21 protein-coding genes, 2 pseudogenes and 1 riboswitch are annotated in these 26708 nt (G+C 63.8%); of the genes and pseudogenes, 14 read left to right on the forward strand and 9 right to left on the reverse strand.

Annotated elements, in window-relative coordinates; all coding sequences use genetic code 11:
• Nucleotides 1–209 precede the first annotated feature (209 nt).
• From HU720_RS10465 to HU720_RS10480, 4 genes are all read right to left on the reverse strand, one after another.
• Nucleotides 210–497, reverse strand: a complete 288-nt coding sequence (locus HU720_RS10465) for a YceK/YidQ family lipoprotein (protein ID WP_186519854.1) — start codon at nucleotides 495–497, stop codon at nucleotides 210–212.
• Nucleotides 494–1123 (reverse strand): flavin prenyltransferase UbiX, encoded by a 630-nt coding sequence (ubiX, locus tag HU720_RS10470; protein ID WP_186519855.1) that lies wholly within the window; start codon nucleotides 1121–1123, stop codon nucleotides 494–496. The genes HU720_RS10465 and ubiX overlap by 4 nt, the downstream gene beginning before the upstream one ends.
• Nucleotides 1120–2469 carry a UDP-N-acetylmuramate:L-alanyl-gamma-D-glutamyl-meso-diaminopimelate ligase gene (gene mpl, locus HU720_RS10475; RefSeq protein ID WP_186519856.1) on the reverse strand — a complete coding sequence of 450 codons (1350 nt, stop codon included), beginning with the start codon at nucleotides 2467–2469 and terminating at the stop codon, nucleotides 1120–1122. Before mpl ends, ubiX begins: the two co-directional genes overlap by 4 nt.
• 66 nt (nucleotides 2470–2535) lie before the next feature.
• On the reverse strand, nucleotides 2536–4494 hold the full coding sequence (locus HU720_RS10480; protein WP_186519857.1) for a sigma-54-dependent Fis family transcriptional regulator: 1959 nt from the start codon (nucleotides 4492–4494) through the stop codon (nucleotides 2536–2538).
• A gap of 254 nt (nucleotides 4495–4748) precedes the next feature.
• On the opposite strand from HU720_RS10480, the gene HU720_RS10485 reads away from it, so the two are divergent.
• From HU720_RS10485 to HU720_RS10530, 10 genes and pseudogenes are all read left to right on the forward strand, one after another.
• The gene (locus tag HU720_RS10485) at nucleotides 4749–6269 is read left to right on the forward strand and encodes an aldehyde dehydrogenase family protein (protein ID WP_186519858.1); all 1521 of its coding nucleotides are present in this window, start codon (nucleotides 4749–4751) and stop codon (nucleotides 6267–6269) included.
• A gap of 197 nt (nucleotides 6270–6466) precedes the next feature.
• The gene (gene eat, locus HU720_RS10490) at nucleotides 6467–7915 is read left to right on the forward strand and encodes an ethanolamine permease (protein WP_186519859.1); all 1449 of its coding nucleotides are present in this window, start codon (nucleotides 6467–6469) and stop codon (nucleotides 7913–7915) included.
• Nucleotides 7916–7964: 49 nt separating this feature from the next.
• On the forward strand, nucleotides 7965–9359 hold the full coding sequence (locus HU720_RS10495; RefSeq protein WP_186519860.1) for an ethanolamine ammonia-lyase subunit EutB: 1395 nt from the start codon (nucleotides 7965–7967) through the stop codon (nucleotides 9357–9359).
• A 9-nt stretch (nucleotides 9360–9368) separates the two neighbouring features.
• A complete protein-coding gene (gene eutC, locus HU720_RS10500) occupies nucleotides 9369–10187 on the forward strand; it encodes an ethanolamine ammonia-lyase subunit EutC (protein ID WP_186519861.1) in 819 nt (272 codons plus the stop codon).
• A gap of 109 nt (nucleotides 10188–10296) precedes the next feature.
• Nucleotides 10297–10755 (forward strand): GNAT family N-acetyltransferase, encoded by a 459-nt coding sequence (locus HU720_RS10505; protein WP_186519862.1) that lies wholly within the window; start codon nucleotides 10297–10299, stop codon nucleotides 10753–10755.
• Nucleotides 10756–11133: 378 nt separating this feature from the next.
• Nucleotides 11134–11781, forward strand: a complete 648-nt coding sequence (locus HU720_RS10510) for a DedA family protein (RefSeq protein ID WP_186519863.1) — start codon at nucleotides 11134–11136, stop codon at nucleotides 11779–11781.
• A 7-nt stretch (nucleotides 11782–11788) separates the two neighbouring features.
• The gene (locus HU720_RS10515) at nucleotides 11789–12604 is read left to right on the forward strand and encodes a M90 family metallopeptidase (RefSeq protein ID WP_186519864.1); all 816 of its coding nucleotides are present in this window, start codon (nucleotides 11789–11791) and stop codon (nucleotides 12602–12604) included.
• Between the two features lie 94 nt (nucleotides 12605–12698).
• Nucleotides 12699–13226 carry an inorganic diphosphatase gene (ppa, locus tag HU720_RS10520; RefSeq protein ID WP_186519865.1) on the forward strand — a complete coding sequence of 176 codons (528 nt, stop codon included), beginning with the start codon at nucleotides 12699–12701 and terminating at the stop codon, nucleotides 13224–13226.
• A 162-nt stretch (nucleotides 13227–13388) separates the two neighbouring features.
• Complete coding sequence (locus tag HU720_RS10525; protein ID WP_186519866.1) at nucleotides 13389–14084, forward strand: XRE family transcriptional regulator; 696 nt, start codon at nucleotides 13389–13391, stop codon at nucleotides 14082–14084.
• 523 nt (nucleotides 14085–14607) lie between these two features.
• Nucleotides 14608–15333 (forward strand): annotated as a pseudogene (locus tag HU720_RS10530) (Appr-1-p processing protein); the annotation flags it as partial.
• 29 nt (nucleotides 15334–15362) lie between these two features.
• Here the strand turns inward: HU720_RS10530 and HU720_RS10535 are convergent.
• Together HU720_RS10535 and HU720_RS24610 are read right to left on the reverse strand one after the other, a co-directional pair.
• Nucleotides 15363–16568, reverse strand: coding sequence for an RtcB family protein (locus tag HU720_RS10535; protein WP_186519867.1), 1206 nt, complete (start codon nucleotides 16566–16568; stop codon nucleotides 15363–15365).
• 66 nt (nucleotides 16569–16634) lie between these two features.
• Nucleotides 16635–17567, reverse strand: a pseudogene (locus HU720_RS24610) (slipin family protein); the annotation flags it as partial.
• 1210 nt (nucleotides 17568–18777) lie between these two features.
• Between HU720_RS24610 and rtcR the strand changes: the two are divergent.
• Nucleotides 18778–20361 (forward strand): RNA repair transcriptional activator RtcR, encoded by a 1584-nt coding sequence (rtcR, locus tag HU720_RS10545; RefSeq protein WP_186519868.1) that lies wholly within the window; start codon nucleotides 18778–18780, stop codon nucleotides 20359–20361.
• 36 nt (nucleotides 20362–20397) lie between these two features.
• Nucleotides 20398–20539: riboswitch (FMN riboswitch) on the forward strand.
• A gap of 80 nt (nucleotides 20540–20619) precedes the next feature.
• Nucleotides 20620–21270, forward strand: a complete 651-nt coding sequence (gene ribB / locus HU720_RS10550) for a 3,4-dihydroxy-2-butanone-4-phosphate synthase (RefSeq protein WP_186519869.1) — start codon at nucleotides 20620–20622, stop codon at nucleotides 21268–21270.
• A 156-nt stretch (nucleotides 21271–21426) separates the two neighbouring features.
• On the opposite strand, the gene HU720_RS10555 is transcribed toward ribB, so the two are convergent.
• From HU720_RS10555 to HU720_RS10565, 3 genes are read right to left on the reverse strand one after another with little or no spacing between them, the layout of a single operon-like run.
• On the reverse strand, nucleotides 21427–22620 hold the full coding sequence (locus HU720_RS10555; protein WP_186519870.1) for an SGNH/GDSL hydrolase family protein: 1194 nt from the start codon (nucleotides 22618–22620) through the stop codon (nucleotides 21427–21429).
• Between the two features lies 1 nt (nucleotide 22621).
• The gene (locus HU720_RS10560; protein WP_186519871.1) at nucleotides 22622–23794 is read right to left on the reverse strand and encodes an SGNH family hydrolase; all 1173 of its coding nucleotides are present in this window, start codon (nucleotides 23792–23794) and stop codon (nucleotides 22622–22624) included.
• Nucleotides 23781–25184, reverse strand: coding sequence for an MBOAT family O-acyltransferase (locus HU720_RS10565; protein ID WP_186519872.1), 1404 nt, complete (start codon nucleotides 25182–25184; stop codon nucleotides 23781–23783). Before HU720_RS10565 ends, HU720_RS10560 begins: the two co-directional genes overlap by 14 nt.
• A 235-nt stretch (nucleotides 25185–25419) precedes the next feature.
• Here HU720_RS10565 and HU720_RS10570 point away from each other — a divergent pair, with 235 nt between their 5' ends.
• Both HU720_RS10570 and ispA read left to right on the forward strand, forming a co-directional pair.
• Nucleotides 25420–25662, forward strand: a complete 243-nt coding sequence (locus HU720_RS10570) for an exodeoxyribonuclease VII small subunit (protein ID WP_186519873.1) — start codon at nucleotides 25420–25422, stop codon at nucleotides 25660–25662.
• A complete protein-coding gene (ispA, locus tag HU720_RS10575) occupies nucleotides 25659–26546 on the forward strand; it encodes a (2E,6E)-farnesyl diphosphate synthase (RefSeq protein WP_186519874.1) in 888 nt (295 codons plus the stop codon). The genes HU720_RS10570 and ispA overlap by 4 nt, the downstream gene beginning before the upstream one ends.
• Nucleotides 26547–26708: the final 162 nt, after the last annotated feature.

The raw sequence follows: 26708 nt of genomic DNA on the forward strand, positions 1-26708 counted from the left end.
ATTCTGGTGGGTGCACAGATCCTGGGGCTGCTTCGCAGCCCATCGCGACACAAGGCCGCTCCTACACAATCAAAAGCAACTTCCCCGAAAGCATAGAATCTCCGACAGTATCGGCGCAGAGCCGCGATATTGATATCTGGCTCAGATCACTGTGGGAGCTGGCGCCAGCCTGCGATGAGGCCAGAGACTACCGAGCCAATGCGAGGCGGTTATAGCCCGCCGGTTGCGTTGAACCCCACCCCCGCCGCGGTCAGCAGCGACAGCGGCAGCAGCAGGGTATCGAGCAGCGCACTGCCCGGCAGGTCCAGCCCAGGCCACGCCGGGGCCTGCGCCCCGAAGCGGTCCAGCGGGCAGCAGCCGCCGTTCATCACATACAGGTCCAACCGGGTGCCGGCGTACACCACAGGCGCCCCCGGCTTGTTGGCATCAAGCGTGCGCACCGTGGCGCAACCGCCCAGCGCGCCCAGCATCAGCAGCGCCAGCAGCGGCTTTTTCACTCATCAGCCCCGTAGTGATGCTCGCCCCAACGCGGCAGCATGTCCTGGGGGATGTCCAGCAGGTTGAGCACCCGTGCCACGACAAAATCGACCAGGTCGTCGATGGTCTGCGGCTGGTGATAGAACCCCGGCGCTGCCGGCAGAATCACCGCGCCCATCTGCGACAGCTTGAGCATGTTCTCAAGGTGAATGGTCGAGAACGGCGCCTCGCGCGGTACCAGAATCAACTGCCGACGCTCTTTCAAGGTGACGTCGGCAGCGCGCTCGATCAGGTTGTTGCAGGCCCCGGTGGCAATCGCCGACAGCGTGCCTGTGGAGCACGGCACTACGACCATCGCCGCCGGCGCGCCAGAGCCGGACGCTACCGGCGACATCCAGTCCTCTTTACCATACACGCGGATCTGCCCAGCGGCAGCACCGGTGTATTCGGTCAGAAAAGCCTGCATGCCCTGCGGCTTGGCCGGCAGCACCACGTCAGTCTCGGTGGACATCACCAGTTGCGCGGCCTTGGAGATGAGAAAGTGCACCTCGCGGTCTTCGCGCACCAGGCAGTCGAGCAGGCGCAGGCCATATTGCGCGCCGGAGGCGCCGGTCATGGCCAGGGTGATGCGTTCCGGGCCGCTCACTTGAGCGCCTCGGCGAGCTTGCCGTGCAGGCCGCCAAAGCCGCCGTTGCTCATGATCACCACATGGGTGCCAGGGCGGGCCTGGCCCTTGATGCGCTCGATAATCGCCTCGAGGCTGTCGGCAACCACGCTCGGCACGGTGCATTCGGCGGCAGTACCCGCCAAGTCCCAACCCAGGTTGGGCGGCGCGTACCAGATCACCTGGTCGGCATCGTTGACGCTTTCTGGCAAGCCGTCGCGGTGCGCGCCCAGCTTCATGGAGTTGGAGCGCGGTTCGATCACGGCAATCACCGGCGCCTCGCCGACGCGCTTGCGCAGGCCGTCGAGGGTGGTGGCGATGGCAGTCGGGTGGTGGGCGAAGTCATCGTAGATGGTCACGCCCTGCACTTCGGCGACCTTTTCCATACGCCGTTTGACGCTCTTGAACGCGCTCAGGCCTTCGATGGCCATGGCGGGTACCACGCCAACATGGCGCGCCGCCGCCAGCGTGGCGAGGGCGTTGGCCACGTTGTGCTGGCCGGTCATGCCCCAGTCCACCACGCCTTGGGCCTCACCCTCGAACAACACTTCGAAGCGCGAGCCGTCGGGGCTGAGCAGGCGCGCCTGCCACTGGCCGCCGGCGCCGGTGGTTTGCACCGGGGTCCAGCACCCCATGCCAATCACCCGCTCTAGCGCAGGCTCGGTGGTGGGGTGAATGACCAGGCCTTCGCTCGGGATGGTCCGCACCAGGTGGTGGAACTGACGCTCGATGGCGGCAAGGTCCGGGAAGATATCTGCATGGTCGAACTCAAGGTTGTTGAGGATCGCCGTGCGCGGATGGTAGTGCACGAACTTCGAACGCTTGTCGAAGAAGGCGCTGTCGTATTCGTCGGCCTCGACCACGAAGAACGGCGTACCACCCAGGCGCGCCGACACCGAGAAGTTCTGCGGCACACCGCCGATCAGGAAGCCCGGGCTCATGCCGGCGTGTTCCAGCACCCAGGCCAGCATGCTGCTGGTGGTGGTCTTGCCGTGGGTACCGGCCACAGCCAGCACCCAGCGGCCCTGCAACACGTGGTCGGCCAGCCACTGCGGGCCGGACACATAAGGCAGGCCCTTGTTCAGTACGTACTCAACGGCGGGGTTGCCGCGCGACATGGCGTTGCCGATCACCACCAGGTCTGGCGCAGGGTCCAGCTGGGCGGGGTCGTAACCTTGGATCAGCTCGATGCCCTGGGCTTCGAGCTGAGTGCTCATGGGGGGATAGACGTTGGCGTCGCAGCCGCTGACGCGGTGGCCAAGGTCCTTGGCCAGCACCGCCAGCGAGCCCATGAAAGTGCCGCAAATACCGAGAATGTGAATGTGCATGATCGACCTCGCAAAACATCGAGGCAGGGTAGCCCAGGGCGAGGGAAATCGCACCCGCTGTTTCGCTTAGCCGGCCCTGGCGATGCCGTGTTTGCGCAGTTTCCGATACAGGGTGTTGCGGCTGATGCCCAGGTGCTCGGCGACCTGGGTCAAATGCCAGCGTTTTGCCTCGAGAATGCCAAGCAACGCAGCGCGCTCGGCGTGCTCAAGGCTGTGGCAGCGGGCTTGCCCGGCGATGGCATCGGCAGGGGGTTCAAGGGTGGCCGAGCGCACGTCATCGTGGGGCAAGCCCGCGCCCACGCTGCGCACGACCTGGGGCAGGTCGTGGTACTCGACCCGACCGTCGTCACAGAGCGCTGCCACGGTCCGCAGCACGTTGCGCATCTGCCGCACGTTGCCCGGCCAGGCAAAGCTCAGCAACGCCTGGCGCGCCGCAGGTTCGAGGGCGATGGGTTGGCCTTGCGCCTCTTGTTGCAACAGAAACTCCAGCAGTTGCGCCTTGTCGCTGCGCTCGCGCACAGCCGGCAACGGCACTTCCAGGCCATTGAGACGGTAATACAGGTCTTCGCGGAAACTGCCCTGCGCGACCCGTTCCAGCAAATCGCGGTGGGTGGCGCTGATGATGCGCACATCCACAGGCTGCGGTTCGCCGCCAATCGGCACCACCTGGCGCTCTTCGAGCACCCGCAGCAACCGGGTTTGCAGCGCCAGCGGCATGTCGCCGATTTCGTCCAGCAGCAAGGTGCCGCCGTCGGCCTGCAACAGCTTGCCACGCATGCCTTCCTTGCGTGCACCGGTGAAGCTGCCGCCGCGGTAACCGAACAGCTCGCTCTCGATCAGGCTCTCGGGAATGGAGGCACAGTTGATGGCCACGAATGGCTTGAGCCGGCGCGCGCTGGCCTGGTGCACGGCCTGGGCAAAGGCTTCTTTGCCGCAGCCGGTTTCACCGCGCAGCAACAACGGCACGTCACGTTCGAACACGCGTACGGCGCGCTGGAGTTGGTGCTGCAGGGCTGGGTCGAGCAGACAGATACCGGGCTCGGCACTGGGCAAGGCAGCCGCAGGCAATGCCTGTGGCAGTGACCATTGCGGCGCCTGCGCCCGGCCCCGCAGGCTTGCGAACACCTGGCGCCCGTCGCGGGTACGCAGCGGCCAGGCGGTGCTGCCGTGGGCGGTGGCGCGGCTGAACAGCTCGTCATGGCTACAGGCAAAGAACAGCTCCAGCGGCTGGCCCAGCACACTACCGCGCACAGTACCCAACAGGTTCAGCGCACTCTGGTTGGCCGCATGAATACGCCCGTCGCCATCGAACGCCAGCAGGCCTTCGCTGAACAGCCCCACCGACTCGGCCTGCAGATGAAAGCGCAGCAGCCAGTGCTGCTCGAACTGGCGCAGGAAATAACAGCTCTCGATCATCTTGGCCGACAGGTTGACCAGCGCCATGGTGTGGAACTGGCTTTGCCGCGACACATCGGCCCGCGCCGAGGACACATCGAGCACCGCCAGCAGCTCGCCATGGGGGTCGAAGACCGGGCTCGATGAACAGGTCAGGCCGGTGTGACGGCCACGGAAGTGTTCGTCCTGGTGAATGGTCAGGGCCTGACGTTCCACCAGGCAGGTGCCGATGCCGTTGGTGCCCTCGCGCGCCTCGCTCCAGTCTGCGCCCAGCCACAGCCCGGCGCGCTCGAAGATGCGCCGCTCGCTGGGCGCGGTGACGCAGTTGAGGATCACCCCACGGGCATCGGTCAGCAGCACCGCATGGCCGGCCCCGGAAAGCTGCTGGTGCAGGCTGTTCATTTCAGGGTCGGCGATCTGCAACACCTGGTGCAGGCTTTCGCGGCTTTCGAGCAGGCGGCCGTGCTCAAGCACAACCGGGGCCTGGGCGCGCGCGGGGTCGAGGTGGTAATCCTCAAGGCAACGCAGCCAGGAGCGGGCAATGGAAGGGTCGCTGCCCGGCCCGCTGGCCTGGCCGTGGGCCACGGTCAGCACTTGCTGGGCATGGCGGCTGAATGAGTTGCTCTGCATTTTTTTTGTTCTCCGCAGATAGAGCGTGCCCCAGCATCCTCCAGGCAGGGAAGCTTTGCAATGGCACCGGGTCAGGCTGTGCCGTCAACGGCACAAAGTGTCACCCAGTACGTACCACCCCTGGCACAGCGCGGCGCAACCCACGCCGCAAAACTGACCCAAGTCATTGATTCATAAAGGCTGTAAGGCGCTGGCCCGACCTTTGCTCTACGCTTTGAAACTCCGCAACAATCACAAAGAACTGGAGACACATCATGCGTTACGCACATCCCGGTACCGAAGGCGCGAAGGTTTCCTTCAAGAGCCGCTACGGCAACTACATCGGCGGTGAGTTCGTTCCTCCGGTAAAGGGTGAATATTTCACCAACACCTCGCCTGTGAACGGCCAGCCGATTGCCGAATTCCCGCGCTCCAGCGCCGAAGACATCGACAAGGCCCTCGATGCCGCCCACGCCGCCGCCGACGCTTGGGGCCGTACCTCGGTGCAGGACCGCTCCAACGTCCTGCTGCGCATCGCCGACCGCATCGAGCAAAACCTCGAAGTGCTGGCCATCACCGAAACCTGGGACAACGGCAAGCCGGTCCGCGAAACCCTCAACGCCGACATTCCCCTGGCCGTCGACCATTTCCGCTACTTCGCCGGCTGCCTGCGCGCCCAGGAAGGCGGCGCTGCCGAAATCAACGAAAACACCGTGGCCTACCACATCCACGAACCGCTGGGCGTGGTCGGCCAGATCATCCCATGGAACTTCCCGCTGCTGATGGCCGCCTGGAAGCTCGCCCCGGCCTTGGCCGCGGGTAACTGCGTGGTGCTCAAGCCGGCCGAACAGACGCCGCTGGGCATCACCGTGCTGATGGAACTGATCGGCGACCTGCTGCCCAAGGGCGTGCTCAACGTGGTGCAGGGGTATGGCCGCGAAGCCGGTGAGGCGCTGGCCACCAGCAAGCGCATCGCCAAGATCGCATTCACCGGCTCCACGCCGGTGGGCTCGCACATCATGAAGTGCGCTGCCGAGAACATCATTCCGTCCACCGTCGAGCTGGGCGGCAAATCGCCCAACGTGTACTTCGAAGACATCATGCAGGCGGAGCCGGCGTTCATCGACAAGGCTGCCGAAGGCCTGGTGCTGGCGTTCTTCAACCAGGGCGAGGTGTGTACCTGCCCGTCGCGCGCGCTGGTACAGGAGTCGATCTACCCGCAGTTCATGGAAGTGGTAATGAAGAAGGTGCTGCAGATCAAGCGCGGCGACCCGCTGGACACCGACACCATGGTCGGCGCCCAGGCCTCGCAGCAGCAGTTCGAGAAGATCCAGTCGTACCTGCAGATTGCCCAGGAAGAAGGCGCCGAGTTGCTCACCGGCGGCAAGGTGGAAAAACTCGAAGGTGCCCTGGCCACCGGCTATTACATCCAGCCAACGCTGCTCAAGGGCAACAACAAGATGCGCGTGTTCCAGGAAGAAATCTTTGGCCCGGTGGTCAGCGTCACCACCTTCAAGGATGAAGCCGAGGCGCTGGCGATTGCCAACGACACCGAGTTCGGCCTGGGCGCGGGTGTCTGGACCCGCGACATCAACCGCGCCTACCGCATGGGCCGTGGCATCAAGGCCGGCCGCGTGTGGACCAACTGCTACCACCTGTACCCGGCGCATGCCGCGTTTGGTGGCTACAAGAAGTCCGGCGTCGGCCGCGAAACCCACAAAATGATGCTCGACCACTACCAGCAGACCAAAAACCTGCTGGTGAGCTACGACATCAACCCGCTGGGCTTCTTCTAAAGGGTTCTGATCGCGGGGCAAGCCCGCTCCCACAGAACGGGTGAATGCTGCTCTTGTGGGAGCGGGCTTGCCCCGCGAAGGGCCCGTCAATCCAGAAGCGGTTCGCGTGCACCAACCGCTCTGGCTCGCTTCCTGCAGTACCTATCACCAAGGGCCGGAATCCCACCCGGCCACCAAAAAAAAGAACAGGTGAATCCATGCCAAGCGAACATTCCGCCGGTACGCCGGCCAACGCGTCCGTCGACTTCGAAAAAGTAGGCTCGGACTATTTCCAGCAACGTGAACTGAAAAAAGGCGCCGCCGGCTGGGTGCTGCTGGTGGGCCTGGGTGTGGCCTACGTGATCTCCGGCGACTATGCCGGCTGGAACTTCGGCCTGGCCCAGGGCGGCTGGGGCGGCATGTTCCTCGCCACCCTGCTGATGGCCACCATGTACCTGTGCATGTGCTTCTCGCTGGCCGAACTGTCCTCGATGATCCCCACCGCTGGCGGCGGCTACGGCTTTGCCCGCAGCGCCTTCGGGCCATGGGGCGGGTTCCTCACCGGCACCGCGATCCTCATCGAATATGCCATTGCCCCCGCCGCCATCGCCGTGTTCATCGGCGCGTACTGCGAGTCGCTGTTCGGTATCGGCGGCTGGATGATCTACCTGGCGTTCTACATCGTGTTTATCGGCATCCACATTTTTGGCGTGGGTGAAGCATTGAAACTGATGTTCATCATCACCGCCGTCGCCGCCATCGCCCTGGCCGTGTTCCTGATCGGCATGGTGCCCCATTTTGATGCAGCCAATCTGTTCGACATCGCCAAGACCGACGCCGTTGGTGCAAGCAGCTTCCTGCCGTTCGGCTATGTCGGCGTGTGGGCAGCGATCCCCTATGCCATCTGGTTCTTCCTCGCCGTCGAAGGCGTGCCGCTGGCCGCTGAAGAAACCAAGAACCCCAAACGCGACCTGCCGCGCGGCCTGATCGGCGCGATGCTGGTACTGCTGGCCTTCGCCCTGCTGATTCTGGTGGTCGGCCCAGGCGGTGCAGGTGCCGATGCGCTCAAGGCATCGGGTAACCCGCTGGTCGAGGCGCTGTCCAAGGCCTACGGCGGTTCGACCTGGATGGGCGGCTTCGTCAACCTGGTTGGCCTGGCCGGCCTGATCGCCAGCTTCTTCTCGATTATCTACGCCTACTCCCGGCAGATCTTCGCGCTGTCGCGTGCGGGCTACCTGCCGCGCAAGCTGTCACAGACCAACAAGAGCAAGGCGCCGGTACTGGCACTGGTCATCCCCGGCATCATCGGTTTTGCCCTGTCGCTGACCGGCCAAGGTGACCTGCTGATTCTGGTGGCGGTTTTCGGCGCTACGCTGTCCTATGTGCTGATGATGGCCGCGCACATCACCCTGCGCATCCGTCGGCCGAAGATGGACCGCCCGTACCGCACCCCAGGCGGCATCTTCACCTCCGGCGTAGCCCTGGTGCTGGCGTGCATCGCCGTGGTGGCAGGCTTCCTGGTCGACCCTCGGGTGGTGATCGGTGCCGCGGTGATCTACGCCGTGCTCATCGCCTACTTCGCCTTCTACAGCCGCCACCACTTGGTAGCCGGCACGCCGGAAGAGGAATTTGCCGCGATCCAGCAGGCCGAAGAGGCCCTGCACTGATCGCCGATTTGCGCCGCAGGCCAGGCCTGCGGCGCCCTGGAGAGTTTGTATGGCAGTATTCGTACACACCGTAGGCAACCAGTTGTACCGCTTTGACAGCCTCAAGGAGGTCATGGCCAAGGCCAGCCCGGCGCGCTCCGGCGACTATCTGGCCGGGGTTGCCGCCAGCAACGATGGCGAACGGGTGGCGGCGCAGATGGCGCTGGCCGATATCCCGCTCAAGCATTTTCTGACCGAAGCGCTGATCCCCTACGAAGACGACGAAGTCACCCGGCTGATCGTCGACACCCACGATGCCAGCGCCTTTGCCCCGGTCAGCCACCTGACTGTCGGCGGGCTGCGTGACTGGCTGCTCAGCGAGCACGCCGATGAACACAGCCTGCGCGCCCTGGCCCCCGGCCTGACACCCGAAATGGCCGCTGCTGTTTCGAAGCTGATGCGGGTGCAGGACCTGGTGTTGGTGGCGCAGAAAATCCGTGTAGTCACGGCGTTTCGCGGCACCATGGGCCTGCGCGGGCGGCTGTCCACGCGCTTGCAGCCCAACCACCCCACCGATGAGCCGGCCGGCATCGCCGCCAGCATTCTCGATGGCCTGCTGTACGGCAACGGCGACGCCATGATCGGCATCAACCCGGCCACCGACAGCATTTCGTCGATCTGCGCCTTGCTGGAAATGCTCGATGCGATCATCCAGCGCTACGACATCCCCACCCAGTCGTGCGTGCTGACCCACGTCACCACCTCGATCGAGGCGATCAACCGCGGCGTGCCGCTGGACCTGGTGTTCCAGTCCATCGCCGGCACCGAGGCGGCCAACGCAGGCTTTGGCATCAACCTCAATGTGCTGCAGGAAGGCTACGAGGCGGGGCTTTCGCTCAAGCGCGGCACGGTCGGGCAGAACCTGATGTACTTCGAGACCGGCCAGGGCAGCGCGCTGTCGGCCAACGCCCACCATGGCGTCGACCAGCAAACCTGCGAAACCCGCGCCTACGCCGTGGCCCGCCATTTCAAGCCGTTTCTGGTCAACACCGTGGTCGGCTTCATCGGCCCGGAATACCTGTACAACGGCAAGCAGATCATCCGCGCAGGGCTCGAAGACCACTTCTGCGGCAAATTGCTCGGCGTGCCGATGGGCTGCGACATCTGCTACACCAACCATGCCGAAGCCGACCAGGACGACATGGACACCCTGCTGACGCTGCTGGGCGTGGCTGGCATCAACTTCATCATGGGTATCCCAGGCTCCGACGACATCATGCTCAACTACCAGACCACCTCGTTCCATGACGCGCTGTACGCCCGTCAGACCCTGGGCTTGCGCCCGGGGCCAGAGTTCGAAGACTGGTTGGCGCGCACCGGCATCTTCACCCAGGCCGATGGCCGCATCCGCTTTGGCGACAACCTGCCGCCGGCCTTCCGCCAGGCCCTGGCGCAGCTTGCATAGGGGAACCCCATGGACCGACACACACCCACCGCCGAAAACCCCTGGCTGGCGCTGCGCAACCTGACCCCGGCGCGCATCGCCCTGGGCCGCACCGGCATCAGCCTGCCGACCGGCGCGCAACTGGACTTCCAGTACGCCCACGCCCAGGCGCGCGATGCCGTGCACCTGGCGTTCGACCACCAAGGCCTGCGCCAGCAACTGAGTGACCGTGGCCGCGAAAGCGTGCTGCTGCACAGCGCAGCCAGCGACCGCCACCAGTACCTGCAACGCCCCGACCTGGGCCGCCGCCTGCATGAGGAGTCGGCGCAACGGTTGCGTGAGCACGCCCAGGCCAACCCCGGCGGCGTCGACCTTGCCATCGTCGTCGCCGACGGCCTGTCGGCGTTGGCCGTGCACCGCCACACCCTGCCCTTTCTGAGCCGTTTTGAAGAGCAGGCCGCAGCCGACGGCTGGACTAGCGCCCCGGTGGTGCTGGTGGAGCAAGGCCGGGTGGCGGTCGCCGACGAAGTGGGGCAACTGCTCAATGCCCGCATGACGGTAATGTTGATAGGCGAGCGCCCGGGCCTGAGTTCGCCGGACAGCCTTGGGCTGTATTTCACCTACGCGCCCAAGGTCGGCCTGACCGATGCGTACCGCAACTGCATCTCCAACGTGCGCCTTGAGGGCCTGAGCTACGGCATGGCGGCGCACCGCTTGCTGTACCTGATGCGCGAGGCATGCAAGCGCAAGCTGTCCGGGGTGAACCTGAAGGATGAGGCCGAAGTTCACAGCATCGAAAACGAAGGTTCTGGCGGCAAAAACGGAAACTTCCTGCTCGGCAACAGGTAAAAAACATGTAATGGATGGCGGATTGCGCTTGCAGCGTGCTTTCGGCAGCATGGGACATACACGCTGCTGGCAACCCGCCGTATCCCCCAATGGACTCTGAGGCCCGCCCATGCGCATCATCAAGGCAACCCTGGAACACCTTGACCTGCTCACCCCGCTGTTCGTTAAGTACCGCGAGTTCTACGGCCAACTGCCTTACCCAGACAGCTCACGGTCGTTTCTGGAAAAACGCATCACGCGCGGCGAGTCGATCATTTACCTTGCCCTGCCTCTTGATGACGACAACAAGTTGCTCGGTTTCTGCCAGCTGTACCCCAGTTTTTCGTCGCTATCGCTCAAGCGCGTGTGGATTCTCAACGACATCTATGTGGCTGAAGATTCGCGGCGCATGCTGGTGGCCGACCACCTGATGCGCGAGGCCAAGAAGATGGCCCGCGAATCCAACGCGGTGCGCATGCGCGTGTCTACCAGCAGCAACAACGAGGTAGCGCGCAAGACCTACGAGTCGATTGGCTTTCGCAAGGACACCGAGTTCGAGAACTACGTGTTGCCGATCAGCCAGGACTAAAACCCCTACTGTTAGGTATGGTTTTTGTACAACTCTGTCTTGGCCTCATCGCAGGCTGGCGCCAGCTCCCACAGGATTTGAGCCAGACACCAATATCGCAGCTGACGCGGCCTCTGTGGGAGCGGGCGACAACCTGCGATGAGGCCGGAACAGGTCTGCACATAAGCGTGCCCCCAAAACCCGGCGTGGGAGCGGGCCGACGTCACCTTGTCGTAACCCCCCGCTACAAACTCCTCGGGCACTTTCCGGGCTTCGCCGTATAATCCTTTCCCTGTCGTGTGCGAAAAGTTACCCACCAAGCGGTAAACCCTCCCACGCCCAAGACGCCGTCCGTCATCGCGCGCCCGTAGTAGCGGGACCAGAACACAGGTGCTGTACATGGATTTCAACCCGCTGGACCTCATCCTGCATCTCGATGCCTACCTCGATCTGCTGGTCACCAACTACGGTCCCTGGATCTACGCCATCCTGTTCGCGGTGATCTTCTGCGAAACGGGCCTTGTGATCATGCCGTTCCTGCCAGGCGACTCGCTGCTGTTCATCGCCGGCGCCGTGGCGGCCGGTGGCGGCATGGACCCGGTCCTGCTGGCGGGCCTGCTGATGGCAGCGGCCATCCTCGGTGACAGCACCAATTACGTGATTGGGCGCACCGCAGGCGAACGCTTGTTCAGCAACCCGCGCTCGAAAATCTTCCGCCAGGACTACCTGCAGCGCACCCACGAATTCTACGAACGCCATGGCGGCAAAACCGTCACCCTGGCGCGCTTCCTGCCGATTCTGCGCACTTTCGCCCCGTTCGTCGCCGGCATCGCCCACATGCACTACCCGCGCTTTCTGGGCTTCAGCATCGCCGGTTCCCTGCTATGGGTCGGTGGCCTGGTTACCCTCGGTTACTTCTTCGGCAACGTGCCGTTCATCAAGCAGCACCTGTCGCTGATGGTGGTGGCAATCATCATCCTGTCGCTGGTGCCGATGATTCTCGGCCTGCTGCGTGGCCGCTTTGGCCGCGCCGCCAAGGCCCACTAAAGCGCCCATGTGGTCGTTCAGCGCCTGGCGCCGCCGGCGCCCCCTGGCCCGTTATCCGCTTGATGAACAGCTGTGGCAGCAGGTGCGCGAGCAACTGCCACTGCTCGATGGCATCAGCGCCGAAGAAGACCACTGGCTGCGCGAAGCCTGCATCCTGTTTTTGCACGACAAGCACCTGACCACCCTGCCGGGCGTCGAGCTGGACGACGCCGGGCGCCTCCACCTTGCTGCCCAGGCGCAACTGCCGCTGCTGCACTTGGGCGAGCTGAACTGGTACCAAGGGTTTCACGAGATCATTCTCTACCCCGACGATTTCAAGAGCCCGCAGCGCCATCGCGATGCCAGCGGCGTCGAGCACGTGTGGGACGCCGAGCACAGTGGCGAGGCCTGGCAGCAAGGCCCGGTGATCCTGGCCTGGAACGGCGTGCGCAGCGGCGGTGGCTGGGAAGCCTACAACCTGGTCATCCACGAGCTGGCGCACAAGCTCGACATGCTCAACGGCGACGCCAACGGCCTGCCGCCCTTGCACGCAGGCATGCAGGTCGAGGCCTGGGCGAGCGCCATGCAGCACGCCTATGAAGACCTCAATCGCCAGCTCGACGCCGACCCCGACTGCGAAACCGCCATCGACCCGTACGCCGCAGAAAACCCGGCCGAGTTCTTTGCCGTCACCAGCGAATACTTCTTCAGCGCCCCCGACCTGCTGCACGAGGCTTATCCAAAGGTCTACCAACAACTCGCGCTGTTCTACCGCCAGGACCCGCTGAGCCGTCTGGCACGCCTGTTGGCGGAGCATCCGGCGTATCGCCAGGAGCATGCCTGAGGCCCGCCACACATCAGGCCGGGCGTGGCATGCACTGGCGGAATGTGTCTATAATCGCCGCCACTTTTTTGATCAAACACGGGGACATTGCCCAATGAGCTACAGCAAGATTCCGGCTGGCAAAGACCTGCCGAACGACATCTACGTCGCGATCGAGATTCCGGCCAACCACGCGCCGATCAAATACGAGATCGACAAAGACAGCGACGCCCTGTTCGTCGACCGCTTCATGGCCACCCCGATGTTCTACCCGGCCAACTATGGCTTCATCCCCAACACCCTGGCTGACGACGGTGACCCGCTCGACGTGCTGGTCGTGACCCCGTACCCGGTAGCGCCAGGCTCGGTCATCCGCGCCCGCCCGGTTGGCGTGCTGAACATGACCGACGACGGCGGCGGCGACGCCAAGGTCATCGCCGTCCCGCACGACAAGCTGAGCCAGCTGTACGTTGACGTGAAGGAATACACCGACCTGCCGCCACTGCTGATCCAGCAGATCGAGCACTTCTTCGCCAACTACAAGGATCTGGAGAAGGGCAAGTGGGTCAAGATCGAAGGCTGGGCCGGCGCCGACGCCGCCCGCGAAGCGATCACCAAGTCGGTTGCAGCTTACAAAGGCTGATCGGCTGAACCCAAAGAGCCCTGCTTATGCAGGGCTTTTTTATGCCTGCAGAAAACTCCTACACAAGCCTAGGAGCCCGCCTACATTTCCCCGACGTTCCTACAATTTCCCTACACAACCGGTTCATTTATCAACGCGTAAGACGGCGATAGACTCATCGCCATGAATACATCCGGTGAACGCCTTAAAGCCCTCCTGCTGGAGTGCGACCTGACCCCTTCGGACTTTGCGGCGCTGCGCAAGGTCTCGGCCCAGCACATCAACAACTGGTTCAGGCGCGGCGTGCCGCTCGCCCGTCTCGAGGACGTTGCCGAGCAGTTCAGTGTGCGCCAGCGCTGGCTGAGCCATGGCGAAGGCCCCAAGTACATTGACCTGCGCACCGCCGCCCAGCACGCGGCCATCCCAGAGCGGCCGTTACCCTTGGGCGAGCTGCCCCAGGCGGCGGTGCCGGTGCCCTTCTATCGCATGAACCAAGGCCGGCTGGAGCATGCCACCGAGTTGCACCCCCTGATCCCGCCACAGGCGCTGAAGCGCCTGGGCATCGCGGTGCAGCACAGCTTCTGCATCGAAATGCCAGAAGACAACCTGGCGCCGCAGTTGCCCCAAGGCACGCTGCTGGCCGTTGACCGCAGTTTCAGCAAGGTGGTGGATGGCGAATATTACGCCCTGCTGCACAACGGCCGCCTGCGCGTGCATCAGCTCAGCCGCAGCCCTGGCGGCATCTTGTGCCTGCACAGCCACGACCGCTTCAACCACCCGACCGAGCGCTACACCACCGCGCAACGCCGGGAACAGCAGCTGGAAATCGTCGGCTGGGTATTCTGGTGGTCATGCGTACGCCCGAGTCGCCCAGGGTGAAACACACCGAACCAATTTTTGCTGGGCATCGCTGGCGCGCCCGAGTATGCTACGGCCCACATCACGCCCCCTGATGGTGCAAGCCGCATTACAGAGGGCCTGGCGACGGCCGACACAGCCGCCAGCCATCTTTTTCAGGCCATGTTGCCACCCGTTTAAGGCGGTTGCGGCTTATCAAAAATGAGCCAAAACCGTCCCCGAGAAGCCGGCCACAAGCCGGCTTTTTAATGCCTGTTCGAAAGGCATCCTCCTCGACTTCAACCTTCTGTAGCCATTTTCGTGCAGGAGCATGCGAGGATGAATCATCCGTAGATGGCAGAATGCCTGGCGCCTCATACGATCGAGCCGAAAAACTTCCTTATGCATTTCGTCCCAAATCCTGAGGTCAAGAACCTCGGGGGACTGACAAGCTACGTACCTTTCTTACTTCACCCCTTCTCCGTGACGATGAGAACATTCATTCAGGGTGGGGCGACTGGCGCCCAGCGGCGCGACAGCTATAGACTTGACCTGATTTTCTCGGGGTTTGAAGTGGGCCGAAGTCCGCGAACAGATTGTCGCTGTGTTGAGTGATATGGACGTGGATATCGTAGTGTTCGAACCTTCAAGCCAATATCTAAATGTGGCCAAGCGCAGCGGAGTCGAAAAACTCACGCCTGCTCGCGCTCTCATTGCCGAATTGGTTCGACGCTATTGGGTTTTAGGTATGGAATGCAGCCTGCTTGAGATCCAGAAGCTGGCTTGGTTCCTGGAGCGCTCGATGGAACAGCTGCCCGCCACCAAGAACCCCCTGAACCTTAAGTTTGTAGCGCATAAATACGGCCCATATGCCAACCGATTGGACCACCTGCTCGACAATCTTGATGGCAGCTATCTGCACTGTAACAAGCGCATCAGTGACGCTGGGATCAGTGATGTGATCTGGTTTGACGATGAACGTAAAGCCTTTCTGCAAACCTATCTCAAAACCGAGGCTAAGGAATATTCCCAAGCACTTGAGCGCACCGCCGAACTGATCGATGGCTTCGAGTCGCCCTTTGGCATGGAGCTGTTAGCGACCGTCGACTGGCTGCTAAGCCGGGGAGGCGTTACCCCGACTGTTGCTGCCGTGCGAGAGTCGTTGAGGAAGTGGGATGGCGGAGCGGGATCTGCTGCTCGTAAAAACAAGCTGTTCGACGATCAGGCGCTTGAAATAGCCCTCAAACGCCTGACATCCAGCAGTTTCAGGCCTGAGATGGCTAGCTGCTGAAGCACATCAGTCATCAAGCGACGCGCCCCTCACCCCTTGACGCAAACCACCTGCCGCAAGGTATGCACCACCTCCACCAACTCCCGCTGCGCCTGCATCACTGCATCGATGTCCTTGTAGGCCATGGGGATCTCGTCGATCACCTGTTTGTCCTTGCGGCATTCCACATGGGCCGTGGCGCGCTGCTGGTCGGCGACGGTGAACAGGCTTTTGGCCTTGGTCCGGCTCATCACCCGGCCGGCGCCGTGGCTGCATGAGCAAAACGCCTCTTCATTGCCCAGGCCGCGCACGATGAAGCTTTTGGCGCCCATGGAGCCTGGGATGATGCCCAGCTCGCCCTTCTGCGCCGACACCGCACCTTTGCGCGTCACCAGCACTTCACGGCCAAAGTGTTGCTCTTTCTGCACATAGTTGTGGTGGCAGTTGACGGCCTCAAGGCGCGCCTCGAAGGGGCGGCCGAGCACGCTGCGGGTGGCCGCGACAACTGCCAGCATCATCAGCTCGCGGTTGTGCCGGGCGAAGTCCTGCGCCCATTCCACTGCCTCGACGTAGTCGGCGAAGTGCTGGCTGCCTTCCTCGAAATAGGCGAGGTCTTTGTCTGGCAAGTTGGCGATATGCTGGCGCATGTCGGCCTGGGCCAGTTCGATGAACAGGTTGCCGATGGCGTTGCCGACCCCGCGCGAGCCGCTGTGCAGCATGAACCAGACGCGGTCGGCTTCATCCAGGCACACCTCGATGAAGTGGTTGCCGCCGCCCAGGGTGCCCAGGTGCTGGCGGTTGTTGGTCTTTTCCAGGCGTGGGTACTTGTCGGTGATCGCCTTGAAGCGCCCGGCGAGGTTTTGCCAGACCTGGTCGGCCTGGCCGGGCACGTCGCTCCAGGCGCCTTGGTCGCGGCGGCCGAAGGTCTTGCCGTGGGGGACGGCTTTTTCAATGGCGCTGCGCAGGCCGTGCAGGTTGTCCGGCAGGTCGCGGGCGTGCAGCGAGGTGCGGGCGGCGATCATGCCGCAGCCGATGTCCACACCCACGGCCGCGGGGATGATCGCGCCGAGGGTCGGGATCACGCTGCCGATGGTCGAGCCTTTGCCCAGGTGCACGTCGGGCATCACGGCCAGGTGCTTGAAGATGAACGGCATCTTTGCGGTGTTCTGCAACTGGCGGCGCGCGTCGTCTTCGACCGGCACGCCGTCGGTCCACAATTTGATCGGCTTGCCGCCGGTGACTTCGAGAATGTTCATTACGGGGTTTCCTTGTTACCGGGTCCAGCGTGCGCCGGCCTGAGACAGGCCGACGCCGCTGTGTAATCAACCTGCCTTGATGCTCACCAGGCCGTTCAACACCTGATCGAGCCCGCCGAATACCGAAATCCGGTCGATGCGCTCAGCCACCCGCTCCAGGGTTTCCAGCTCTTTGAGGCGCAACGCCGTGGCGCTGCCCTCCATCACCTTGGCGGTGTTGAGCAGTGAACGCGTCGCCTGGGTTTCTTCACGGCGGCGGATCACGTTGGCCTGGGCGGCTTTTTCGGCCTCCACTACCTGCGCCAGCAAGGTCTTCATCTCGCCAGGCAGAATGATGTCGCGCACGCCCAGGCTGCCCACTTCAAGCCCGCTGCCCTGCAACTGCTTGAGCAGGTGCTCGTTGACGCTGTCGTCGATCAGTTGCTTGTTCTCGAGCAACTCATCCAGGGTACGCGTACCCACGGCTGCGCGCAGGCCAAACTGCAGCTCGCGGTACAGGTGCTCGACGGGCTTACTCATGCGGGCATGGGCGCCGAGCACATCCAGGTAGCGCCAGTTGGCGACCAGGCTCAGGCGCAGGCTCACCTTGTCGCGGGTGAGGATTTCCTGGCCGCTGACTTCCAATGCCTGCAAGCGGGTGTCGACCATCTCGATCTCCACCTGGCTGCCGCACCGCAGGTAGCCATGCTGCCCTGGTTCGAGCAAGCCCACCACCACGCCGTCGATCTTCAGCACACCGACGTGGAACGCCGGCACCAGCGCCAACAGGACATGCTCCATGCCGGCAACACCTGGGCGGTTCAGGCGTGCCACCAGCTCATCTGCCAGGCGCAGCCCCTGGCTCAGGCTGATGCGTTGCAGCTCATGGCGGGCCTGGGCTTTCCAGTACTGGCGGCGGCTGTCCGGTGGCAGCACTTCAACCAGTTTGCCGTCTTCCAGGCGCAGGCCGACTTCATCAGCGCCGAGGTCCATGGTCACGAAATGCTCATCCATGCCCTGGGCGTGGAATTCTTCGGCGTTGAGTTCCGATACCGCCCAGCGGGTGTCGACGGTCTCGACCTCGACCTTGGCGCCACACGCCCAGAAACCATACTGGCCGACCGGCAACAACTCGCTCACCACGCCGTCGATGCGCAGCACACCCACATTGAAGGTCGGCACCTTCACCAGCAGCACGTTGTTCATGCCGGTGATACCGGGCTGCTGCAAGCGAGCCTGCAGCGCGGCGTCGATACGCCGGCCTTGGCGCAGGTCGATACGCTCGACGTGCTGGGCCACTGGCCCTTTCCATTGCAGGCGCTGGCTGCCGGGTGCCAGCAGTGCCTTGAGTTTGCCGTCTTCGAAATACAGGCCGACTTCATGTTCGGCAACATCCAGGCTATCGAAATACTGCTCGACCAGCGCCGGCTCGTACTGGCGCAGGTAGCGCTCGAGCGACGTGTCGTGCAGCGGGGAATTCTGTGGGCAGGTCTGCAGCGTCAGCCGCCCCTGCCAATCGAAACGCTTGTGTTGCCCGGCGCCCAGAATGGCGTGGAACTCGCCATCCTTGAGCAGCAAGCCGTGTTCGCATTTCTTCACCACAAAGCGGTTCAACAGTTTCATCGTGTTCATCCTTTTAAATTGTCCTTGAGTGCTGGTGTGCGCCAGAGCACCGAGCGCCGTAGGCGAAGCCTGGCGGAGTCAGGGCCGTGCAGCATCGCTGCAGCGGGCTCCTTCGTTGCGCCAGGCCCGGCCGGCGGGCCGGGTGAACCAGCGGTGGGCTCAGGTTTTCCTTCGCTGTCACGAGCCGTCCTGGCTCTGTTCGCGTTTACCTGTGCCCCACCAGCGGGGGTATTGCAGGGTGTAGCTACCGTGGAGGGTATTGATCGGTTTGAGGCCAATCTCAGGGTCCGGACGCCCGTTTCAAAGAACGTCCGGTAGCGACTGCCCGTTGCGGCGGCGGCATGCACGACACCAACACTTGCGTGGGCTCGTGCACCGGCGGGGTTTTGTTCAACCCCTGACCCGAGGGCCTGCCTGGCGATGCAGTCGAGAGGAATATTGCGAGCGGCGTGCCAGGTTTGCAAAACCCACCCAAATAAACTTATAAATTATTGATTTATATAGATTTATTAATTTGAATGAACGTTTATTGGTGTTTGACACCGATACAGCAACATCAAGATTCATATACCATGAGCTAGCACTTTATCTTTTTGGATAACCTCAAATGCGTAAGCCAACCGTCGCCATCGGTTTTCTCGGCACCACTCTGGATCGCAATGGCAAGGGCGCCGCTCGCTGGAGCCGCTGGCGCCCCAGCGTTGCCCTGTGCCAGCAGCCAGACCAGCCGATCGACCGGCTGGAACTGCTGCACGGCACCACCGTGCGCGACCTGGACCTGGCTGAGCGCATTCGCGACGACATCCAAAAGGTCTCGCCCGGCACCGAGGTGCGCCTGCACGCCCTGCCCCTGCGCAACCCGTGGGACTTCGAGGAGGTCTACGGCGCCCTGCATGACTTCGCCAGCAGCTACAGCTTCGACACCGAGCGCGAGGACTACCTGGTGCACATCACCACCGGCACCCACGTTGCGCAGATCTGCTGGTTTTTGCTTACCGAAGCCCGCTACCTGCCGGCACGCCTGCTGCAAACCGCCCCCGCGCGCCAGCAGGACGCCGATGCCGACCCGCGCGGCAGCGCCACGCTGATCGACCTCGACCTGTCGCGCTACGACCTCATCGCCTCACGTTTTCAGCGCGAGCAAGCCGAGGGCCAGTCACTGCTCAAGGCCGGCATCGCCACGCGCAACGCTGACTTCAACCGCACCATCGAGCAGATCGAACGGGTGGCGCTGCGCTCCAAGGCGCCCATTCTGCTGGTCGGGCCGACGGGCGCCGGCAAGTCGTTCCTGGCCCGCCGCGTGCACGAGCTCAAGCGCGGCCGCCACCAGTTGGGCGGGCGCTTTATCGAGGTGAACTGCGCAACCCTGCGCGGGGACGGCGCCATGTCGGCGCTGTTCGGCCACGCCAAAGGCGCGTTCACCGGCGCGCAAAACGCCCGCGACGGCCTGCTGCGCGCGGCCGACGGCGGCATGTTGTTCCTTGACGAGATCGGCGAACTGGGCGCCGACGAGCAGGCCATGCTGCTCAAGGCCATCGAAGAAAAACGCTTCTTCCCGCTGGGTGCCGACCGCGAAGTGCAAAGCGACTTCCAACTGATCGCCGGCACCCACCGCGACCTGCGCGCCAAAGTTGCCGACGGCTCGTTCCGCGAAGACCTGTTCGCCCGTATCAACCTGTGGACCTTCGCCCTGCCAGGGCTGGCGGCGCGGCGTGAAGACATCGAGCCGAACCTGGACTTCGAGCTGCAACGCCACGCCCGCGAACAGAACCGCCAGGTGCGCTTCAACCTTGAGGCCAAGCGCCGCTACCTGGCCTTTGCCCTGGCCGCCGAGGCGCGCTGGGCGGGCAACTTTCGCGAGCTGTCGGCGTCGGTCACGCGCATGGCCACGCTGGCCGACAGCGGGCGTATCGACGAGGCGCTGGTGGAGGAGGAAATCGGCCGGTTGCGCCATGCCTGGGGGCTTGAGAGCGAACAACTGCAGTTGCCGATAGACCAGCCGCTGGACCTGTTCGACCAGGTTCAGTTGCAGGCGGTGATCGACGTATGCCGCCGTGCGGCAAGCCTGTCGGAGGCTGGGCGAACGTTGTTTGCCGTGTCGCGCCAGGAAAAGGCCAACCCCAACGATGCCGACCGCCTGCGCAAATACCTGGCGCGTTTTGGCCTGGACTGGCAGCAACTTAAGTCGTAGCGCTTGCCGGCAAGCGGGCCGCTTGCTGTATGCTGGCCCGGTCTTCAGGGCGGGGTGCAATTCCCCACCGGCGGTAAATCGAAAGATGAGCCCGCGAGCGCCCCGGCCATGCCGGGGGTCAGCAGATCTGGTGCAATTCCAGAGCCGACGGTCATAGTCCGGATGAAAGAAGGCGTTTGCCAGGGGCAGTTCGTGCGCCCCTGCGCGCGCATTTTGTTCGCCCCGAGACGTTCATCGATCATTCACGAGGAGCGTTTCATGTCCACCACGCACCACAAGCCTTTCCCCAACGTCACTGCCGCCATCGCCGCCTTCCAGGCTGGGCGCCCGGTACTGCTGCTCGACGACAACGACCGCGAAGACGAAGCCGATATCGTAGCTGCGGCCGAGAACCTGTCGTTGCAGACCATGGCCATGATGATCCGCGATTGCAGCGGCATCGTTTGCCTGTGCCTGGACGAGGCCACGGTCGACGCCTTGCAGCTGGCACCGATGGTGCCGAACAACCAGGCCCGCCACGGCACCGGCTTCACGGTGACCATCGAGGCGGCCGAAGGGGTCACCACCGGGGTTTCGGCGCAGGACCGCATCACGACCATCGAGGCGGCGCTGCGCTCGACGGCGCAACAGCGGCATATCGTCAGCCCCGGCCATGTATTCCCGCTGCGCGCCCGCAATGGTGGCGTGCTGACCCGCCGTGGCCATACCGAAGGCTCGGTGGACCTGGCGCGCCTGGCGGGCCTGCGCCCGGCGGCGGTGCTTTGCGAACTGATGAACCCCGACGGCAGCATGGCGCGTGGCGAGCAGGTAGCGGTGTATGCCCGGCAGTACAACCTGCCGGTGCTGACCATCGAAGAGTTGGCGCGCTATCGCCAGGCGATGCTGGCGCCTGAGGCGGAGCCTGCCTGAGAGTGAACCGGGCTTGACGGTGTAGGAGCGGCCTTGTGCCGCGAAAGGCGGCGAAGCAGCCTCAGGTTCTGTGCCGCGTGCAAGATCGTCGGGGGCGCTTCGCACCCCTTTCGCGGCACAAGGCCGCTCCTACACGCTACAACGACAGGCCAAGCCCTAGCGCAGGCCCAGCGGGCCTTTCAGAAACTCATACAAGCCCGCTGCACTTTTGCGGTAGCCATCGGCTGTCAGGTGCACCTGGTCCGGCCGCGCCAGGCCGTTGGCTTGCCAGCCGGCAATCGAGCATGGCCCGCCCATGAACGCCTGCCAGTCCCAGAACAGCGCTTTGTGCTTCTGCGCAGCCTGCTTCTGGATACGCACCACCGACGCCAACGGCTGCGGCTGGCGTGCCGCACAACTGCCGGCCCTGCGGTTCTTGATCGAGTCCGGCGGCCCCACCAGCAATATCGCAGTGCGCGGCAGGTCCTTGCGCAGGCGCGTCAGGGTCGCGTCCAACTGCGTGCGGTACAGCACCAGGTCGAGCTTGTCGTCGAACGCTTCATTGGTGCCGTAAGCCAGAACCACCAGGTCCGGCTTGATCGCCTTCAGGCTGTCCTGCCAACCCGGCTGCCACTTGTCGACCACCTCCAGCCGCGCACCATTGATGCCCAGCGTGGAGTAGGTGACGCCCGCGTTCTTCTGCCCCTGCAGATACCAGCCACCCAGCGCCACACCACGGCCACCTTCGACACTCAACTGCATCGGCAGGCCAACATTGGCGAAGGCTGGGCTGAAGCGCCACTGGCCCTTGGTGATCGCCAGCGGCCGGCGCTGGCCACCGTTGACCAGCAGCGCAGCATTGCTGGTGGACTGGTACAGCGCCGACACCTTGTAGCGCTGGCGGTCTTCGTCGCGCGCCTGCAACACCACGCTGGCGCGGTTGGCCTGGGGCAGCGAGAGATACCCGCCCAACGGGAACTGGTTGCTTTGCTGGTTGCGCGCCGACAGCAGCTCCCACTGGCGCTTTTCGCTCTTGATGATCACCCGGTCGTTGCGAATACCCGGCACCGGCGAGGCCGGCACCAGGCCGATACCGCCATCACCGTAGCGCGCCTGCAACAAGCGGCGCAGCTCGCCACTGAACAGGTCGGCAGCGGTGTGTGAGTCGCCCAGTTGCACGATGGCGACCGGCGCGCGATTGGCATTGCGCAGCTTGTTTGCCAGCAACGCCACATTGCCGTCCTGACGGGCGGCCGGGGCTGGCGCCGGGCGTGCTGCGGGCTGGCTGGCCACGCTGTTGGCGCCGGTACTGCAACCGGGTGCGGCGCTGATCAGCAGGGCCAGGCCCAGCAGGTGATGCCATTGGCGCATCTTAATGTCCTGTAACGGTCAGGCCCGGAAAACTGATCAGCGACATAACCTGTTCGGCGATCATCTTCTGGCCTGTAATGGTGAAATGAATGCCGTCGTCGACCCGCACCTTGACCCGCTTGCCCTCCGGCGTCTGCACCGTATACGAGAAGCCTTGGTCGGCATAGCCGAGGATGGGGTTGGCCGAGACGTAGTGTTGGCCATACAGCGCGGTCTGTTGCTGGTACAGCCCGCTCAGATAATCCATTGCCGTAGACAGCCGCGCTTTCTCCATGTTCGGTGGGCCGACCCAGATCACCTGTACGTTGTGCGCCCGGGCCTGATCCAGAATCGAGTCGATGCGCGCGCGGTAGGCCACCTCCCAGTCCGGCGACTTGAAGCGCAGGAACGGCTTGCCCTTGCCCTGGGGCATGTCCCAAGGGTCGTTAGGGCCGAGGAACACCACCATCAGGCGGATGTTGGGCTCATGGTCCAGGGTTTCGGCTACCGTCTTCGGCCAGTTGAAGAACCCCGGGTAGGCAAGGCCGGTGCTCTGCTTGCTGAGGTTGATGGTGCGGATCTGATGGCGCTTGCGCAGGCTGTTGGCCAGGTGCGGCGCGACCCCTTGCATCAGCGAATCGCCGACCAGGAACACATCGTCACCGGCGGCCAGTGCAGCAACCGTACCCGGCTGCAGCGGCACAGGATGCGACGGCTGGGCGGCGACCTGCGGCTGCACGGCTGCCGGCTGTGGCGCCGGAGCAGGAACAGGCGCCGGCACGTGCGCAGGTTGCGCCGCCTGCACCGGCTCGTGCTGCGGCGCAGGCTCGGCATGCACCGGCAAAGGCTGGGCCAGCGCGGCCGGGGTTTCCAGGTTGATCGACACCACCGGCTCAGGCTCAGGCAACACCTGTGGCACAGGTGCCGTGGCCAACTGCGGCGCAACTTCGAGGCGCTGCAGGAAGCTGTCGCGGCCTTCTTCCAGCGCCAGGGTCAACTGCGCACCATAGCGCCAGGCGGGCAACTGCCCGAGCAGCGGGATTTCGCAGCCTTGGTGGTATTTCTGCTGGCAGTAGAGCTTGATCGAGTCCTGGTTCAGCCAGAACAGCAGCAAGGTAGTGACCACGATGGCATACAGCGCGCGCAGCGCGCCCAGTTGCACCTGCAACAACTGTTTGCTCTCAGAAGCTTGCATAGATGAACCCCGGCACACCCGATTGCGACGCAAAGATCACCAACGACACCCCCACCCCGAGCGGGATCGGATACACCTGCCACGGCAGCCGCTGGGTGGCAGCGAAGCCTGCACGCAGCAGCACCAGCCATTGCGGGTAAGTGGCGACGAACAACACGCAGCCCAGCAGCATCAAACCGGTCGGGCTGTTGAGGCCGACCAGGCTCAGCTGGGCGATATCACCGAGCATTTCCACGGCACCATCCAGGGTGCTGCTGCGGAAGAAGATCCACGCAAAGGCGACATAGTGGAACGTCATCAGCCGCGCCAGCAGGCCAGCGCCGGGCATGCGGGCAAAGCCTGGCACCCACTGGCTGAACAGCTTGGACAGCGCAAGGCCTATGCCATGCAGGCCGCCCCAGATGATGAAGTTCAGGCTGGCGCCGTGCCAAAGGCCGGACACCAACATCGCCAGCAGCATGTTCAGGTTGCCGCGCCACACGCCCTGACGGTTGCCGCCCAGCGGGATATAGACGTAGTCACGGATGAACCGCGACAGGCTGATATGCCAGCGCCCCCAGAATTCCTTGAGGTTGTGCGCGGCATACGGGGCGTTGAAGTTTTCGGGCAGACGAAAGCCCAGCAACAGGGCAATCCCGGTGACCAGGTTGGTGTAGCCACTGAAGTTGAAGTAGATCAGGAAACTGTAACCGTAGACGCTCAGCAGCACCTGCTCCGGGGTGTAGCCGCCGGGCGTATCGAACACCGGGTCGACCCATTCGCTGCCCAGCCAGGCACTGAGGAAGAACAGCTTGACCACGGCCAGGGCGATCAAGCCCATGGCTCGCTGCGGCTCCAGCACCTGGCGCAGCCCTTCGGGGCGAATCTGCGGCAGCATGTGCAGCGCCCGGTTGACCGGCCCGGCCACCAGGCTTGGGAAGAACGCCAGGTACAGCGCCAGGTCGAACGGCCCGACCGGCGTCAGTTCGCGGCGGCTGATCGACACCAGGTAGCTCACCGAATGGAAGGCATAGAACGACAGGCCAATCGGCACCAGCACTTCCAACAACGGCAGCGACACCACAAAGCCGGCCGATGCCAGGGCGTTTTGCGCCCCTTCGACGAAGAAGGTCTGGTACTTGAACAGGTAGAAGCAGCCCAGCACCAGCGTCAGCATCAACGCGTTGCAGAACCAGCGCCCGGGATAACGCCAGGCCAGCAGCCCGAGCAGGTACACCAGCGCGCTGTAGCCAAGCAGGATGTACAGCGATTGCAGGCTGAAACTTGCCACCAGGCCATAGCTGGCAGCCAGCAACAGCAGGTTCTGCAACCGCGTGCTCCAGCACAGGCTCCAGTAGACAAGGAAGAACACCGTGAAGCAGAGGCCGAATTCGATCGAAAGGAAGCTCACAACGTAGTCCGTTACGTGACATCGAGGAGGGGGTAGCCCTGCGGCATGGGCCGCGGGCTTGGGCGCGCGGATTATGGCAGAGGGCCAGAAGCCCCACAATCGGATCGCACAACGATTTGCAAGCCAGGCATGCGCCTATAAATGCAACAGAATGCTACAAAAGCCCGGCTGATTTGCTCCCCCTGCCCCGCTCTGCTAGTGTCGCGCCGTTCTGAACGCCACCGAGACAGTCGCCATGGCCCGCAAAAAAACCTCCATCGATTTCGAAAAATCCCTCGCTGACCTGCAAGCTCTGGTCGAGCGCCTGGAGAACGGCGAACTGTCGCTGGAAGACTCGCTGGCCGCTTTCGAGCAGGGCATCGCCCTGACCCGTGACTGCCAGGGCGCCCTGGCTCAAGCCGAACAGAAGGTGCAGATTCTGCTGGAGCGCGATGGCGAGCTGGCGGCGCAGCCGTTCGATGCGGAGCCCGAGGCATGATCAGCGCCTACCAGCAAAGCGCCCAGGCGCGGGTGGACGCGGCCCTTGAGCCGTTGTTCAAGGCCCCGTCCAAAGAGCTGGAGCGGCTGTATGCCGCCATGCGCTACAGCGTGATGAACGGCGGCAAGCGGGTGCGCCCGCTGCTGGCCTACGCTGCCTGCCAGGCCCTCGGCGCCCCAGCCGAGCACGCCAATGGCGCGGCCTGCGCCGTAGAGCTGATCCACGCCTATTCGCTGGTACACGACGACCTGCCGGCCATGGACGACGACGACCTGCGTCGCGGCCAGCCGACCACCCACAAGGCGTTTGACGAGGCCTGTGCGATTCTTGCTGGCGACGGGCTGCAGAGCCTGGCGTTCAGCGCCCTGCTCGACCCGCAGCTAAGCCCGCAAGCGGACACTCTGCGCCTGGCCATGGTCCAGGCGCTGGCCAAGGCGGCGGGCCCCGCCGGCATGGTGGGTGGCCAGGCCATCGACCTCGGCTCGGTGGGCGTGAAGCTCGACCAGCAGGCGCTGGAGTACATGCACCGGCACAAGACGGGTGCGCTGATCGAAGCCAGCGTGCGCCTCGGCGCCCTGGCCAGCGGCAATGCCCAGGCGGCGCAGCTCGACGCCCTGCAAACCTACGCGCAAGCCATTGGCCTGGCGTTCCAGGTGCAGGACGACATTCTTGATGTAGAAAGTGATACGGCAACCCTGGGCAAACGCCAAGGCGCCGATATCGCCCGCGACAAACCAACCTACCCGGCGCTGCTTGGTCTGGATGCCGCCAAGGCCTATGCCCTGGAGCTGCGCGACCAGGCCCTGGCTGCGCTGCAAGGCTTCGGTGAAAACGCCGAACCCCTGCGGGCACTGGCGCGCTATATCGTCGAACGCCGCCACTGACACTTCCTCACGTTCTGTAGCAGCGGCCTTGTAACGCGAAAGGGCTGCAAAGCAGCCCTGGCGAATTATGCTGCGAAGCTAAAAATCTGGGGCCGCTTCGCAGCCCTTTCGCGACACGAGGCCGCTCCTACAGGGGCAGCTTTTCCTCCAATGGGTTAAACT

This window comes from Pseudomonas sp. SWRI51 (assembly GCF_014268825.1).
Classification (GTDB): domain Bacteria; phylum Pseudomonadota; class Gammaproteobacteria; order Pseudomonadales; family Pseudomonadaceae; genus Aquipseudomonas; species Aquipseudomonas farsensis.